This is a genomic window from Cytobacillus solani (genome assembly GCF_006704205.1).
Classification (GTDB): Bacteria; Bacillota; Bacilli; order Bacillales; family Cytobacillaceae; genus Cytobacillus; species Cytobacillus solani.
The window spans coordinates 958,335-974,385 of sequence record NZ_CP041305.1 but is presented as its reverse complement, the minus strand read 5'-3'; the positions used below and the strand labels follow the sequence as shown (position 1 = coordinate 974,385).

At 36.2% G+C, this 16,051-nt stretch carries 11 protein-coding genes; all 11 read left to right on the top strand.

Translation table 11 applies throughout. The features are described 5' to 3' along the window. The first annotated feature begins 155 nt into the window (after positions 1-155). The 11 genes from FI644_RS05005 (at position 156) to FI644_RS04955 (ending at position 16,030) form a co-directional block, all read left to right on the top strand. Positions 156-1,163 (top strand): tRNA dihydrouridine synthase, encoded by a 1,008-nt coding sequence (locus FI644_RS05005; RefSeq protein ID WP_056687056.1) that lies wholly within the window; start codon positions 156-158, stop codon positions 1,161-1,163. Positions 1,164-1,384: 221 nt separating this feature from the next. Beyond that, entirely contained in the window at positions 1,385-1,930 is a 546-nt protein-coding gene (locus FI644_RS05000; protein ID WP_056682608.1) for a GNAT family N-acetyltransferase, read from the top strand. Positions 1,931-1,948: 18 nt separating this feature from the next. Continuing rightward, on the top strand, positions 1,949-2,335 hold the full coding sequence (locus FI644_RS04995) for an MmcQ/YjbR family DNA-binding protein (protein WP_053479014.1): 387 nt from the start codon (positions 1,949-1,951) through the stop codon (positions 2,333-2,335). Positions 2,336-2,841: 506 nt separating this feature from the next. Next, on the top strand, positions 2,842-6,342 hold the full coding sequence (locus tag FI644_RS04990) for an endo-alpha-N-acetylgalactosaminidase family protein (protein WP_142108125.1): 3,501 nt from the start codon (positions 2,842-2,844) through the stop codon (positions 6,340-6,342). Between the two features lie 806 nt (positions 6,343-7,148). Further along, on the top strand, positions 7,149-8,828 hold the full coding sequence (locus tag FI644_RS04985) for a sensor histidine kinase (RefSeq protein ID WP_142108124.1): 1,680 nt from the start codon (positions 7,149-7,151) through the stop codon (positions 8,826-8,828). Then, the gene (locus tag FI644_RS04980; RefSeq protein WP_075209085.1) at positions 8,818-9,957 is read left to right on the top strand and encodes a response regulator transcription factor; all 1,140 of its coding nucleotides are present in this window, start codon (positions 8,818-8,820) and stop codon (positions 9,955-9,957) included. Before FI644_RS04985 ends, FI644_RS04980 begins: the two co-directional genes overlap by 11 nt. 129 nt (positions 9,958-10,086) lie before the next feature. Beyond that, positions 10,087-11,346: a sugar ABC transporter substrate-binding protein gene (locus tag FI644_RS04975; RefSeq protein ID WP_053479010.1), complete on the top strand. Its 1,260-nt coding sequence runs from the start codon at positions 10,087-10,089 to the stop codon at positions 11,344-11,346. 168 nt (positions 11,347-11,514) lie between these two features. Further along, complete coding sequence (locus FI644_RS04970) at positions 11,515-12,456, top strand: carbohydrate ABC transporter permease (RefSeq protein ID WP_057760765.1); 942 nt, start codon at positions 11,515-11,517, stop codon at positions 12,454-12,456. A gap of 29 nt (positions 12,457-12,485) precedes the next feature. Beyond that, entirely contained in the window at positions 12,486-13,307 is an 822-nt protein-coding gene (locus tag FI644_RS04965) for a carbohydrate ABC transporter permease (protein WP_053479309.1), read from the top strand. 54 nt (positions 13,308-13,361) lie between these two features. Continuing rightward, positions 13,362-15,074: an amylo-alpha-1,6-glucosidase gene (locus tag FI644_RS04960; protein WP_142108123.1), complete on the top strand. Its 1,713-nt coding sequence runs from the start codon at positions 13,362-13,364 to the stop codon at positions 15,072-15,074. 179 nt (positions 15,075-15,253) lie between these two features. Beyond that, positions 15,254-16,030 (top strand): SDR family NAD(P)-dependent oxidoreductase, encoded by a 777-nt coding sequence (locus tag FI644_RS04955; RefSeq protein ID WP_142108122.1) that lies wholly within the window; start codon positions 15,254-15,256, stop codon positions 16,028-16,030. The last annotated feature ends 21 nt before the right edge of the window (positions 16,031-16,051 follow it).

Sequence of the window (16,051 nt, the reverse complement as noted above, 5' to 3'; positions counted from 1 at the left end):
GATTTTCGTTAAAATAAACATTACCGATTTTCACAAATGATATACGTCCGAATTTACTTGTGTTTGATTATAAGTTAGTAAGCATGATATAAGTGTAAGAGAAGTGGAACATGAGGCTTATATTTTTTGACCGGGAGTTTGAAGTTGTATCCATAATGAGAGGATTTGAGTTTGAAATGATAGATAATTTTTGGCGTGATTTACCACGGCCATTTTTTGTACTTGCACCAATGGAAGATGTGACAGATGTTGTTTTTCGTCACGTCGTAAGTGAAGCTGGCCGACCGGATGTATTTTTTACAGAGTTTACAAATTCGGATAGCTATTGTCATCCAGAGGGCATGAAAAGTGTGCGTGGCCGTTTGCTTTTTACAGAAGATGAACAGCCAATGGTGGCACATATTTGGGGGGATAATCCCGAATATTTCCGTCAAATGAGTATTGGCATGGCAGAGCTAGGATTTAAAGGCATCGATATTAATATGGGCTGCCCTGTACCGAATGTGGCCTCGAGAGGGAAAGGCAGTGGCCTTATTCTGCGGCCAGACGTTGCGGCAGAACTAATTCAAGCAGCGAAAGCGGGCGGACTGCCTGTCAGCGTGAAAACACGACTTGGCTATAAGGAGATTCAGGAGTGGGAAGAGTGGCTAACGCATATTTTAAAACAGGATATTGCGAACCTTTCTATTCATTTACGTACAAGAGAGGAAATGAGCCAAGTAGATGCGCATTGGGAGCTAATTCCGGAAATCAAAAAATTACGTGACCGTATTGCACCAAATACGCTCCTAACCATCAATGGAGACATCCCTGACCGTCAAACCGGGCTGCAGCTTGCTGAAAAATATGGGATTGATGGCGTTATGATCGGACGAGGTATCTTTAAAAATCCGTTTGCTTTTGAAAAAGAGCCAAAAGAGCATAGCAGTAAAGAATACCTTGAACTTTTAAGGCTGCAGCTTGATCTTCAAGATCAATATGCGAACGAACTGCCACGTTCAATGACAGGGCTTCATCGCTTTTTCAAAATTTATGTCAAAGGATTCCATGGAGCTGCTGAATTAAGAAATCAATTGATGAACACGAAATCAACAGATGAAGTGCGTGTATTGCTTGATAACTTTGGAAAGAATATTGATGGGCAGGACAGTGAAATGATGTAACTCTCAAAAAGGTAGAGAAATAATGAATCACAGCGACTCATGTGTACTTATTTTCTTCCGTTTCAAGTTTTTTATTGTAATATTTATTTCTCGGCCTATCCCCTTCACGGAGATAGGCCTTTTTAATATTTTTATGAAGTAATTTAACGTTATCCGGACGGGAGTATGTATAATAATTATAAGACTGTAATGCAAATTTATATTTCAAAGGAGCTGTTCAGATGAATCATCGTTTATTTCATTCATTAGAAGGGGAAAATATTTATTTTAAAGCATTAAGTACAGATGATGCGCAAGAGATACATAGCTACGCGTCAGATGTAGATGTTTCGCGATTTATTGGCTGGAATTTAATGAATGATTTAAAAGAAACTCGGAGTTATATTGAAGTTATGTTAAAGCGGGAGTTGGAAGGAACTCATTTTTATGCGTCCATTGTTCAAAAGTCAACCCAAGCCATTGTAGGGACAGCTATGATTTTCAATTTTGACCATGAAGCAAACAAAGCAGAAATTGGTTATGTTTTGCATAAAGATCATTGGGGGAAGGGGTTTGGCACAGAGTGTGTAGCACTGATGAGTGATTTTGCTATTAAATCACTGAATCTTCACAAAATCTATGCAAGTGTAGTCGATGCTAATATTGGTTCTGCAAGGATACTTAAAAAAAACAATTTTGAGTTAGAAGGACGATTAAGAGACCACTATTTTATAGAGGATAAATATTATGATGCCCTTCTATTTGGGAAAATCACAATAGACAGCTAAGCAAAGGAGAATAATCAAATGGAATTACAAGACATAGCTGTCATGCTGGATAATGTACGAAAAATCTGTCTTGCACTGCCCGAAGCTGTCGAGATAGTCGATGGCTTTGGTCATAATACGTTTAAAATCAATGGAAAATCCTTTGTAATTTCAGGTGAAAGCGAAAGAGGATTTAGGCTGTCGTTCAAGTCAGATCGGGAAACGCAAGAAATATTGCTGCAGAAAGAGTATTTTTACAAAACTCCATATATAGGACATCACGGCTGGGTGTCGATCCAAAATCCGTCAGGGGATAATTGGGATGAGTTGAATGATCTTATTCAAGAAGCCTATTTGCGTGCGGCACCGAAGCGTTTGGTTAATAAATGGCTGGAGTTATATAAAAAAGAAGGAAAGGAAGAATAAATCTGCCTTTCTTTTTTTATGTCTTTGTGGAATGCAGCTATATATTGTACTCATAAAAAACAAAACAAATTCTTAGCAAATCGGTCTCTGTAAAAAATCAGCTGCAGCGTAAAAAAAAACGATAAGCATTTTTCGTTTAGTTTCCTCTCCCTCTGTCCTCATTAATGAAGTTCCCATTCATTCTTGGATATCCGTTTTTATCCAACAGCCTAATAAAATGAAAAGGAAATTTAATACATGCATTTCGAATTAGGACTATTTTAGTGAATATTACAAAAAAACAATATTTCTAAAAAATAGAACAATATCTCGCTTGTGTAAGCGTTTTAACAAAAGTACCCTTGAATATAAGGTTGGGCTGGTAACTGCTTCTGGTTTTGAAAAAATCTCAACAGTTTTCACATTCTATCAAAAACTCAAATTTCAAAGTAATCGATACCTTTGAAGAAACAATCAATGCCAGAAGTGCAAGATTACCAAATGAAAAACGACAAAGGGGAGTGTTTATGGGGAACTCAAGAAAAAAGTTTAGAAAAACAATGGCAGTACTTTTAGCTGGAAGTGTGGTAGGTGCTACAGCGTTTGCAAATAGTACCCCGATACTAGCTGAGGGAAAAGCGGATATTAAACAGGTAGGAAGCCAAATCATTCCACAAAGTGCACAAGCTGTTATTTCTTCTAATCAAATGGATGTTCTTGTCGATGTAAATTTTCCAAGAGTCTTTCGATACGATTTAAAATCGGGAAATGGAGCAGGGAAGACATTTAATGGACAGACTGAGGCATTAGATAAAATCCTTATTAATGACATAGCAGTGAAGCCAAAAGTAAAAGCAAAAGTTACACCTGATAAAATTGAATATGAGATGTCTTTAGAAGACGCCAGCAATAATATCTCGGCAGTTATTACTGCAGAAATGGTTGTTAAAGAGAATATTTTAGAATTCAATATTACAAAAATTGTAGACCACAAAATTGTAAAAACAATTGAAATTCCTAATCACCATTTAATTTCAGTCAATAGCAGTCAAAGGGATGCCGTACTTGATGGCGTCCAGATGTCTACAAATACACGTATTAATGGTGACAGACAGGTAAAGGTGGATAAAGATTTAAATACGCAAGATGAAGAGCAAAAAGGATATATGTATGCCTTTCTTTCCAATGATGAATTAAGTGCAGGTATATGGTCTAATACAGAAAATAATTTAGCGAAAAAATTAGCTCCAGATTCTTATGCGGCAAAGACGGATGCACAAAGAATTACAGCTACGGCTACGACGAATAGTGCAGGGCAAAAAACAATTGGTTTAAGCAGTACCTTTTGGACTTATCAAAAATCAGAAGAGCATCGTAAGGAAGATGGTACACTGGAGCTAGAAGATGGAACAGTAAACAAGGTCGATGAAATGCCATCCGTGAAGGTAATTATTACAGCTGACGAGAATGGGGATAAAAAAGTTAACTGGCAAGATGGAGCGATTGCTTATAGAAAAATTATGAACGAACCTCTTGGGACAGAAAAGGTTCCTGATTTAGTTGGTTACCGCATTAGCATGAACTTTGGCGGTCAAGCGCAAAATCCTTTCTTAATGGCTTTAGACGGAGTGAAGAAGTTTTACTTAAGTACCGATGGATTGGGACAATCGATCCTGCTGAAAGGGTATGGGAGTGAAGGGCATGATTCTGGCCATTTAAACTACGCAGATATTGGCACGCGCATCGGTGGCGCAAAGGATATGAAAACATTGCTTGCAAAGGGGAAAGAATATGGTGCAACCTTTGGCGTACACGTAAATGCAAGTGAAACGTATCCGGAATCAAAGTATTTTCAAGAAGATCGTTTATTAAAAAATCCAGATGGTACGTATAAATATGGCTGGAACTGGATTGATCAAGGAATAAACATTAATGCGGATTATGATTTAAGAAATGGCAGAGCACAGCGATTCAAGGATTTTTATGATGTTCTTGGCGGCAAAAAGAATGATTTAGATTTTATTTATGTAGACGTTTGGGGCAATGGACAGTCAGGTGATAATAGTACATGGCCAAGCCGCCAGCTAAGTAAAGAAATTAATAGTTTAGGCTGGCGCTTAGGCAGTGAGTGGGGATATGCCAACGAATATGATTCAACATTTCAACACTGGGCTGCCGATTTAACTTATGGTGGCTATACTCTAAAAGGCATTAATAGTACCATCACTCGTTTCATTAAAAACCATCAAAAAGATGCATGGATTGGCAACTATCCTAAGTATGGCGGTGATGCGGATGCTCCATTATTATTCGGCTACAGCATGAAAGACTTTGAAGGATGGCAAGGCAGAAGTGATTACAAAGCCTATTTAGATAACTTATTTGCGGTAAACGTTCCAACAAAATTTATTCAACATTACCAAGTAACACAGTGGGAAGATGGAAAAGCAGTTGAAATGATCGATGATAAACAACAAGCTTACAGCTGGGTACCAGGCATGAAGGCAGTATTAAAGGATGATACTGGTGAAAATACACTTACCATTGAAAGAAAGTCTAATGATTTTGCTAATGATAAAGATGGATATCGAACAAGAATAATGTCATTTAATGGCAATCGAATATTTGAAGGGAAACCTGGCGATGAAAAATACTTAATCCCATGGTCGTGGGATCAAAGTGGTAAAAAGTTATCAACAGCAGATGAGAAATTATATCACTGGAACACAAACGGAGGAGAAACAACCTGGACCGTTCCAGCTGGCTGGCAAGGAACAGTTAAGGTTTATGAGTTAACTGAATTAGGAAAAGACAATGTAAAAAATGTTAAGATTAAAAATGGCAAAATCACATTAGATGCAAAAAAATCTACTGCCTATGTCATTTATAAAGAAGTAAAAGCTAACAAAGATGTTAAATGGAGCGAAGGCATGCATCTTGTGGATACTGGCTTTAACAGCAATTCCTTAAAGGATTGGAAAGTTAAGGGAGATTCTAAAGCAGTAACAATTACGAAGAGTGAAGGCAATAATAACATGCTAACAATCTCTAATAATAAAAAGAAAGTAGATGTTACTCAAAAAGTAACGGGATTAAAACCAAATACGAAATATGCTGCTTATGTTGGTATAGACAACCGAAGTGAAGCACAAGCAAGTATAACCATTACTTCTAATGGTAAAAAATATACGAATAGTACGGGTAAATCTATCGCCAAAAACTATGTAAGAGCTTATGCACATAATACGCTAGGCACGGAGCAAGCAAAAGCAGATGGTCAAATGACTTCAACGGTAGATGGCACAAGTTATTTCCAAAATCTATATGTATTTTTTGAAACAGGTAAAAATGCATCTGATGTAACCATTGATTTATCTAGAGATGCTGGAGATGGTGCAAGTTACTTTGATGATATTCGCATCGTAGAAAATGACGCCAAAAACCAAGTAAGCAGCAATAAATTTGTACAAGATTTTGAAAATGTAGCACAAGGGATCTACCCGTTTGTCATTGGGAATATTGAAGGGGTAGAAGATAATAGAACGCACCTTGCTGAATTACATGCACCATATACTCAAAGAGGCTGGAACCAAAAAATAGTAAATGATGTTATTGCCGGTAAATGGTCACTTAAAACGAATGGTTTAACAGAACGCGAGGCACTTGTGTACCAAACGATCCCTCAAAACTTCAAATTTAAACCAGGAGTAACGTATAAAATTACTTTTGATTATGAGGCAGGCAGTGATGGAACTTACGCAGTAGTAACAGGGAATGCACCATTTGAAGAAAAAGGTGTATTAACAAAGGATGAACTAAAATCAACAGCAAGCAGTGATAAGAATGCAAAAGCTGGCACATATTCTTTTACTTTAACAGGAGATGAAACAGGTCAAAGCTGGTTTGGGATTTATTCTACCAGCAAAGCTGCTGATACTCAGGGTGTAAAAGACTCACAAGCTAACTTTAATGGCTATAAAGATTTCATGCTTGATAATCTGGTTATTGAAGTAGTATCAAACAAATAGAAACAATAGTTTTAATAGAAAAGTGTCAAGATGAATTCTAAATTTAGTTGAAATGGACATCGAATTGAATCGGGATTTAACTATATAGTTGAATTTTAAAAACTTACAGATTTTGGTATTTGATTTGGCGGAATAAGAATAATAGATTGATGAGTTGATACATTTTAAGATCATTTTTGGGGTCAGTCTCCATCGCTTAAAAGTGATGAAGAGACTGATCCTTTTTAGTGAACAAGTTTACTATACTGAATCTATTAAAATGCCAAATTTCTTGATGTTAGATACAGTTTTATCACCTATTTGTTTGCCGAAAAAAGTAGTTAGTTTTAATAACCTCCAAATTACCCGTCGCAGTTTTAATTTATTTATTTAATTGACACATTGAGAACTAATAATATAATCTTCTACTAAGTTAGTTTTTACTAAATTTTATAAATAATCTGAGTAGTATTACTGAATCAAAAATCAAAAATACAAATATTAAGATTGAGACATTAAAACTAGAATTGTACAAGCCTATTACTAATTTATTTTTCCGAATCATAATACAGGTCTTGACCTGCCAGACACGGAGACAAGCATTGTCGTTCAAAGAGTATACCATACTCAATCTTACCAGCTCATATTAAATTGCTTATTTATGGCGAAATAAGGATCCTCTTGAATTGTAACAAAGTCCTCTCCTTTTAAAAGTGGCAAATCTTTTGAAAAAGTTTTTCGTCAATATTTCAGGTCCTGTACTAAATGTATTAAACTTCATTAATTTTTTTTGATTTCAAAAAAATGGTATATGGGTAGGGGTACATATGAAATTCACCAATATTCTTAGTACACAGAAGAAACTTTTCTTTATGTTTTTAATTGTGGCGTTGCTCCCATTATTAACCCTAGGCGTAATTTCTTATATGCAGTCAACAAAAGTGGTGAATGGAAAGTTATCAAATTACAACCAGTTTTCTGGTGAAAAAATTAAAACAGAGCTTAATCAAATTTTAGTAGATATGTATTATGGAACTGCTGCAATCCAACAGTATTTAGCTGATAATACATCGATTAATTTAAAGCATCAGAAACCAGAAACGTATTGGGATTTCAAAGTCGCAAATAATTTGGAGAGACTTTTACAAGCACATGAAAAATCAAATATACGAGGGATATATGTTATCACATCGTCTGGCTATTACTATGGAAACTATAGTTTTAAAGTAGATCAGTTTAAAGAGCTTGAACTATGGAAGCGTGGCTTTAGGAGTGGAAATACAGAAATAGGAATTTATAAACCGAATCATTATCGATACAATAATCTACAATATGCCCTTGGGCTGCTTGTTCCGTTAAAGTTTTCATATGGTGTGTTAAACGATAGTTTTCTTTTTATTGAAACCGATTTAGATAGTTTATTTGATTCAATGAATTTATTAGAGGAAGATTTACATTCAAGAATAACAATACGGGATGAAACTGGGAAACTTTTATATCAAACGAAAAGTGATGAACAAGATTTGAAGGATGACGTGGTCTGGAAAGAATATACTCACATTAATAATTGGGAATTGGAAATTCGTGTACCAAGAGATGCTTTTTATCAATCTTCTAATGTTATATTTAAGATCGTTTTGATAGGAATTCTAGCTGCATTTTTTTTAGCACTTATTCTTTCGTATATTTTTTCAAATCAATTTACAAAAAGAATATTAAATCTAAAATTTGCAATGGAAGAAGTGAGTAAAGGGGTTTTTGAAAAGAAGGTTTCGTTTCATACAAAAGATGAAATTGGTAAGCTTGGTCTTCATTTTAATCGGATGGTTGATAGAATCAAACAATTAATGGAAGAAGTCAGACAGAAAGAATTAATGAAACGGGAAGCAGAAATGAAAGCAATTCATTATCAAATTAATCCTCATCTTCTTTTTAATACGTTAAACACTATTCAGTGGAAAGCACGGTTAGATGGGAATGAGGAGATTGGGAAAATGCTGTTGCATTTAACAAAAGTACTTGAAGGAAATTTAGATTTTACGATTGAATTAATCCCTCTAAAAAAGGAAATAGAGGCAATTAAACATTTCCTCATTATTCAAGAACTTCGATTTGGATCGCATTTTACCTTTTCTTTGAAAATGGATGAAAGGATTGAACAAGGGTTAATCCCAAGGATGACTATACAACCGATGCTAGAAAATATTTTTTTCCATGCTTTTGAGGATGGGAAAGGAAATATCGAACTGGAAATAACAAAGACAAAGGGATATTTTCAGCTGGCCTTAAAGGATAATGGGAAAGGGATGTCCCAGGACAAGTTGAACACATTATTCTTGACGCCAAATGAAAAGGTACGTGGCGGAATCGGCTTATCGAATGTGAAGCAAAAGTTTTATATTCATTATGGGAACGACTATTTGATTAACGTGAATTCAGTTGTTAATCAAGGAACAGTTATTTCAATTTCTTGGCCAATTAGATGGGGAGGTCATTATGATGAGTAAGGCATGTATAAAAGTTTTGTTAGTCGATGACGAACCGATTGTTCGCAGAGGGTTACGTGCTACTGTTAATTGGGAAAAGTATGGAATGACTGTAGTCGCAGAGGCTTCAAATGGAAAACGGGGCTGGGAGGAATTTTTGGCTCATCGGCCTGATGTTGTCATAACCGATATTGTTATGCCTGAAGAAAGCGGACTAGAGCTTTCACGGAAAATTAAAGCGCAAGCACCAAAAACGAAAATTCTTTTATTAAGCTGTCATAAAGATTTTGAATTTGCACAGGAAGGGATAAATCTAGGTGCTTCAGGATATTTATTAAAGACAGTTTTTGATGATAAAGAGTTAGAGTATTTTCTAAGTACCTTTCAAAAAGAAATAGCAGGCACGTCAAAAAATTTCCTAACCGATGGCTTAAATGAAAGCTTCTTACTGTGGTTAAGTGGATATAATAATAATTTTGAACAGAAATTGGATGAACTTTTTAATGGTGAATGGGGTTGGATGAATCATAAGTTTTATGCGTTTTTTATTCAAAATATGCCTTCAATGGCTCAGGAGATTGACTTACAATCCTTTAATTATATTACAATATCATTTGGTAAAAATCTAACCTTTCTCTTTGTGGATGAATCATACCATCCAACATTATTAGCTAATTTAACTGAAGAGAGGGTTGCTCTGCAAGATTTAAATTGGATTCATGCAGGGCCGCTCATAGGAAAGCAAGATTGGATAAAGTCTGTTATGGCATTTCATCATGCCCAGCAGCAGGATGGAATGCTGCATCAATATCCATCCGTACTTTTGCAAGCGGTGGAGCACATTATGAGAAATTTATCAGAGCCTATGACTGTTTCGGATATTGCGGAGGCTGTGGGGATGAGCAGGAGTCATTTAAGTACATTGTTTAAGAAAAAGATTGGCGACAGTATTCATTCATTTATTGAGAAAAAACAACTCCATCTTGCCAAACAGCTTTTAAAAGGAACGAAATTAACCATTCAAGAAATTGGAGAACAGATTGGCATCCAAGATGCAAAATACTTTAGTAAATGGTTTAAACGCTGTACAGGTTTGCCGCCATCAAATTATCGAATCCAACAAAAAGGCGATGAAAGGCTAACAATATAACGAGGATAATCATAAATAACTAAAAATTGCGACAAATACAAAACAAATAAAAGTGTTTAACCGCTTTCAGAAAATATAAAATGAAAGCGGTTATATTTTTAATATTCGAAAAACGAAAAGAGGGGTCCTATGAGAAAAAAGAAAATCTGGTTTTCGTTACTTGTATCAATCGCCGTTCTTATCATGTCTGCTTGTAGCTCAAACGGTTCTTCAGGGACTGAGACAAAGGATGGGAAAACAGTCTTGCGCTTCGCAACTTGGGATACGGGAGAATCATTAAAAATTCAACAAGATATTGCAAAGGAATTTGAAAAGGAAAATAAAGATGTAAAAGTTCAGGTTGAAGCCTATGCAGATGGATTTGATCAAAAGATTGCTGCTTCATTTGGAGCAAAGAACCCGCCTGATGTTATGTATATGTGGGATTTCACCACCTATAGCCAATCACTTGAACCATTGGACTCCTATATAGAGAAAGATACGGAAATTAATATGGATGATTTTTATGAGGGGCTCTTTAACTATTCGAAAGTAGATGATAAGTTATATGGCATGCCCGCAGGCTTTTCAACAATGGTTGTGTACTACAATAAAAAGCTCTTTGATCAATACAAAATTCCTTATCCACAAGCAGGTTGGACATGGGATGAGTTTAAGGAAATTGCAAAAAATCTAACTGATAAAAGTAAGAAGCAATATGGGTTTTCTGTCACATCTGAGCCTGATACGTACGATTTGCAAGGTTTAGTTTGGAGTAATGGCGGAAGCTTCATCAGTGATGACGGAAAAGAAATTGAAGGATTTATAAATAGTACTGAAACGGTTGAATCCATTCAACTTTATGGAGATATGGTGAAAGAAGGTTCAGCTATTCTGACTGGAGGCAAAAATCAGCAAAGTGCAAGTGATATTTTCAAGTCTGGCAAACTTGGTATGCTTGTTAGCGGGGTATGGCCAATTCAGGGCTTTAAAGATGCTAAAGTTGACTTTGGAACAGTAATGATGCCTGCATTCGGTTCTAAGCCTGTAAAAGGATTAATTTCTTCATCTTCCATTTCCATTGCAAAGGATTCGAAGCAAAAAGAGTTAGCATGGAAATTCGTAAAATACTTTTCTTCAGAGAAAGCAATCAATATGAGAACAGCGGATCTACCAGTGCGTAAAAGTGTCGTAGAAAAAAATAAAGTGATGGAGAATCCTTTATATGAGCCGTTCTATACAATGTTGGAAAATGCCACAAATTCCCCTGCATTTTTGCTAAATAAAAATTGGAATGAAATAAACCGTAACTTATCTGCTGCGATCAATGCTGTCATGGTAGGACAAGATGGGAAACCATTATTCGACAAGGTTGTAAATGAATCTGAGAAATATTTAACAAAGGATTAAGGTGTGTGGAAAAAATTAAAAAAGTGAATAAAATCATATAGTTTGAGGGTATGTATTGTCACTGCCATTCTAGATGATTGGGTGTGTAGGAACCTCAATGATCATTAGAATTCGGAGTGGCAATTTTTTTGGTTGTGACAAGATGAAATAGGGGAAGAGGAGGTTTTTATGAAAACAGATGTAGGTGTCAATGCGGAATATAACCCAGTTTACCAAAAAAAGAAAAAATGGAATAAAATAGTCCCATATTTATTCATCTCCCCATGGATTATCGGTTTTATCGTATTCACGTTAGGACCATTGCTATTTTCATTTATCATTAGTTTCTTTGATTGGCCAATTGTTGGGGAAAAGAAATTTATCGGGTTAACTAACTATATTACTATGTTTACGGATGATCCGTTATTTTGGTCTTCCTTATGGATTACCTTGAAGTTTGCGCTTTTCTTTGTCCCTTTAAACATTATTCTTGCATTATTGCTTGCAATGCTATTAAACCAAAAGGTAAAGGGAAGTTCATGGTTTCGAACATTCTTCTATGTACCTTCTGTTATATCAGGTGTTGCGCTTGCGATGATTTGGGGAACTGTTTACGACGGGGAATATGGAATCTTAAACTATTTACTTTCCTTAATTGGAATTGAAGGGCCAAATTGGTTGAATGATACAAGCTGGGCGTTAGTCGCGATGGTCATCGCAAGTTTGTGGGGTCAAGGGACGATGATGCTTATCTTTTTATCAGGACTGAAGAATATTCCACAAGATTTATATGAGGCGGCAGAAATAGATGGAGCTGGGAAAATATATAAATTCTTTAAAATTACAGTGCCACTGCTTACCCCAACCATTCTGTTTAATTTGATTATGACTATTATCGGTGCTTTTCAAACGCTGACATTAGCACTTGTATTAACGGGTGGTGGACCCCTTCAGTCGACCTATTTCTATGCAATGTATGTCTACGAAAATGCATTTAAATATTTTAAAATGGGGTATTCTTCTGCAAATGCGTGGGTCATGTTCATTATTATATTGTCCTTAACCATGCTTGTATTTAAATCTTCTAGTGTATGGGTGTATTACGAGAATGAAGTGAAGAATGATAAATAGAATAGAAATGGTGGTGACTCGGAGTGAAAATGCAAAAAGGATTGCATAAATTCTTTGTGTATACATTATTAATTTTATTATCAATTTTATTTTTGGCCCCATTTATTTGGATGGTTACAACGGCACTTAAGGCTCCGGATGAGCTTTACCAATATCCACCGAAGCTATTGCCATCTACTTGGCACTTTGAAAACTTTTTAAATGCGTGGAATAGTCAGCCTTTTAATCTATATTTAGTCAATAGTTTGATTGTGACAGTACTTACGACAATCGGACAAATTATTTCCTCAACCCTTGTTGCTTATGGGTTTGCCCGTTTTAAATTTAAAGGACGAGATTTTCTCTTTATTATCCTTTTGGCAACGATGATGATTCCATGGGATGTAACCATGATTCCACAATATATGGCATTCAATATGTTTGGGTGGATTAATTCGCTGAAGGCGTTAATTATTCCATCGTGGTTCGGTTCAGCCTTTTATATCTTCTTATTACGTCAATTTATTATGTCAATTCCGAAAGAATTAGATGAAGCTGCGAGAATGGATGGGGCGAATGTGTTCCAAATCTATTACAAAATCTATCTGCCTTTAGTATGGCCAGTCATTGTTTTAATTGCAGTATTTAATATATTAGGAACCTGGAATGATTACTTAGGCCCGTTAATTTTCTTGAATGACCAAAGTAAATATACGTTAACACTTGGATTAGCGCAATTTAAAGGGGTTCATGATGTAGATACGAATGGGATTATGGCTGTAACGTTCTTGATTAGTATTGTGCCGCTTATTCTATTCTTCCTAGCACAAAAGAAAATTGTCGAAGGAGTACAATCAACTAGTTTGAAATAAAAAATGGATGAATGGTGTGGTTCATCCATTTTGTATCCATGGAGGTAGAATTAGATGAAAGTAGAACATATGACAATACCGTTTAGCCGATATGGCTCCTTTTTGGTCATTTCCCCTATCTTTAGACGGGACAGTGATCAGAAATCATTATACATTCGCCATATTCGAGGTGGAGATGAGAAAAATGGTGCCATTTTTAAAATAGATGTTGTTCGTGGTAACCAAGTAATTGATTATGAAGTAGAAATGGAGCCACATGTATTAAAGCTGATTGCAATGGATGGCAGTGGAGATATTGTAGAATGCTGCTTTAGCTCAGATTCATCAATTCGTATAAGAGGACATCGTGTAGGTTTAAAACTTACAGCCATTACAGGTGCTTATGATTATGCATTACCTTTTCCTGATCAGACTTGGGAGATTAATAGCTTTGTCCAAGAACGTCGCTTTCGAATTATTCCGTTAGAAGGTTCCGTAAAAGTTGATGCTCCTTTTAAAGTAGATAAAAGCAAGCATATTATTGTTCTTTGTCATCCAGATTCAACTAGTCAAATATTTGACTTTGCTATTTCTGAATATCAGCTTGTTTTTGAACAAGAGAAAAGTCTCGAAATGAGCTTTTCGGAAAATGCCTTACGGGTAGCTAACGAATATAAACAATGGCAGGAGAATACATTGAACGTGCCTGCCATTTTTCAAAAGGGACATGACATGGCATCATACATAACATGGTCAAGCGTTGTGAAGCCAGATGGATTATTAACTAGACCAGCTATGTACATGTCAAAAAATTGGATGACCAATATTTGGAGCTGGGACCACTGTTTTAATGCAATGGCATTAATCGAAAAACAACCAGAGCTTGCATGGGATCAATTTTGTATTTTCTTTGATCAGCAAGATGAGTCTGGGGCATTACCGGATTTTTTAAATAATCAATGGGCATTATGGAATTGCTGTAAACCACCTATCCATGGCTGGACATTGAAATGGATGATGGACCGTTCTGATTTCATTGATGATAAAAAATTAAAAGAGGTTTATAACCCACTTGCTCGGTGGACGAATTGGTGGTTTTTTCATCGGGATGATGATTTGGATGGAATTGCTCAATATAATCATGGGAATGATAGCGGCTGGGACAATAGCACGGTTTTTTCAAAAGGTATTCCAGTGGAAACACCTGATTTATCAGCCTTCTTAATTATACAAATGGATGTCCTAGCGATGATAGCAGAGCGTCTCGAAAAAATGGAGGAAGCCCTTGAGTGGAAACTCCGTGCTGATAAAACGTTCATGAAAATGATGAACCATTTCTGGACGGGAGAAGGATTCCGGGCATGTATATCCCACTCTCATGAACCGATTGAAACGGAGAGTCTTTTACTGTATATTCCTCTTATTTTAGGTGGGCGGCTGACAAATGAACAGAAAAAAATCTTAATAGATGGATTGGTAAATAGACATCATTTTTGTACGGAATATGGTTTTGCAACGGAGAGTGTTAAGAGTCCTTTTTATCGTGAAGATGGCTATTGGCGAGGGCCGATTTGGGCTCCGTCCACCATGCTGTTGATCGATGGGCTGCAGGCGTGTGGGAAAGAAGAATTAGCAAGAACAACGGCTGAAAAGTTTTGCAAAATGGCTAATCAATATGGTATGGCAGAAAACTTTAATGCTCTTACTGGAAAAGGTCTTCGTGACCCGGCGTTTACTTGGACATCTAGTGTTTTTTTAATAGCTGGACATATGATTAATGTGGAGTAGGGAACATATTACTAAATTTTTGAATTACTTGCAATTTACTAAGTTGAATATATTGAAAATTTAGAAATGTGTTAATGGAGCATAGAGTAAAAGTTTTACTTAAAAAATTACTAATCTTTTATTTGTTTTTTTAAAATGAACAGTATTTTTGAATGGGTTTTTATAACTGGAGGGAAACAATGAGTGCTCAAGATTATTTCGGAATAAAAGATAAAGTATCTGTCGTTACTGGCGCCGCATCTGGAATTGGACTGGCAACAGCTGAGCTTCTAGCTGAAGTCGGGTCGAAAGTAATTATGCTGGATATTAATGAAGAAGGTGGACAAAGGGCTGCTAGTAATCTACTTGAAAAGGCTTATAAGGTAGAGTTCATCCGTTGTGATGTGACAAGTAAAAATGATTGTATCGATGTTAAGAAATATATTGAGAAAAATTATGGAAGTGTGGATGTTCTTTTTAATAATGCGGGAGTCATAAGGAGAAAATCAGTTGTCGATTTAGAGGAATCAGATTGGGATCTGGTGATTGATGTCTCTTTAAAAGGAGCATATCTCCTATCAAAGTATTTAATTCCTTTAATGGAAGTGAATGGGGGGAGCATTATTAATACTGGTTCTGGATGGGGGTTAAAAGGCGGAGACAAAGCAGCTGCCTATTGTGCTGCTAAAGCTGGGGTAGTGAATTTAACGAAGGCGATGGCTATTGACCATGGCCCGCAGAATATACGTGTAAACTGCATTTGTCCAGGGGATACGGATACGCCATTACTTAGAAGCGAGGCAAAGCAGCTTAATCTTCAGGAAGACGCTTTCTTAGCTTCATCTGCAGTAGGGCGTCCATTAGAAAGAATTGGGACACCGAGAGATATTGCCAAAGGTGTGTTATTCCTAGCAAGTGATTTGTCAGCTTGGGTAACAGGAACCCACCTCACTGTTGATGGTGGCGGATTAGCATAGGTTGAACACTTCTATAGTAAT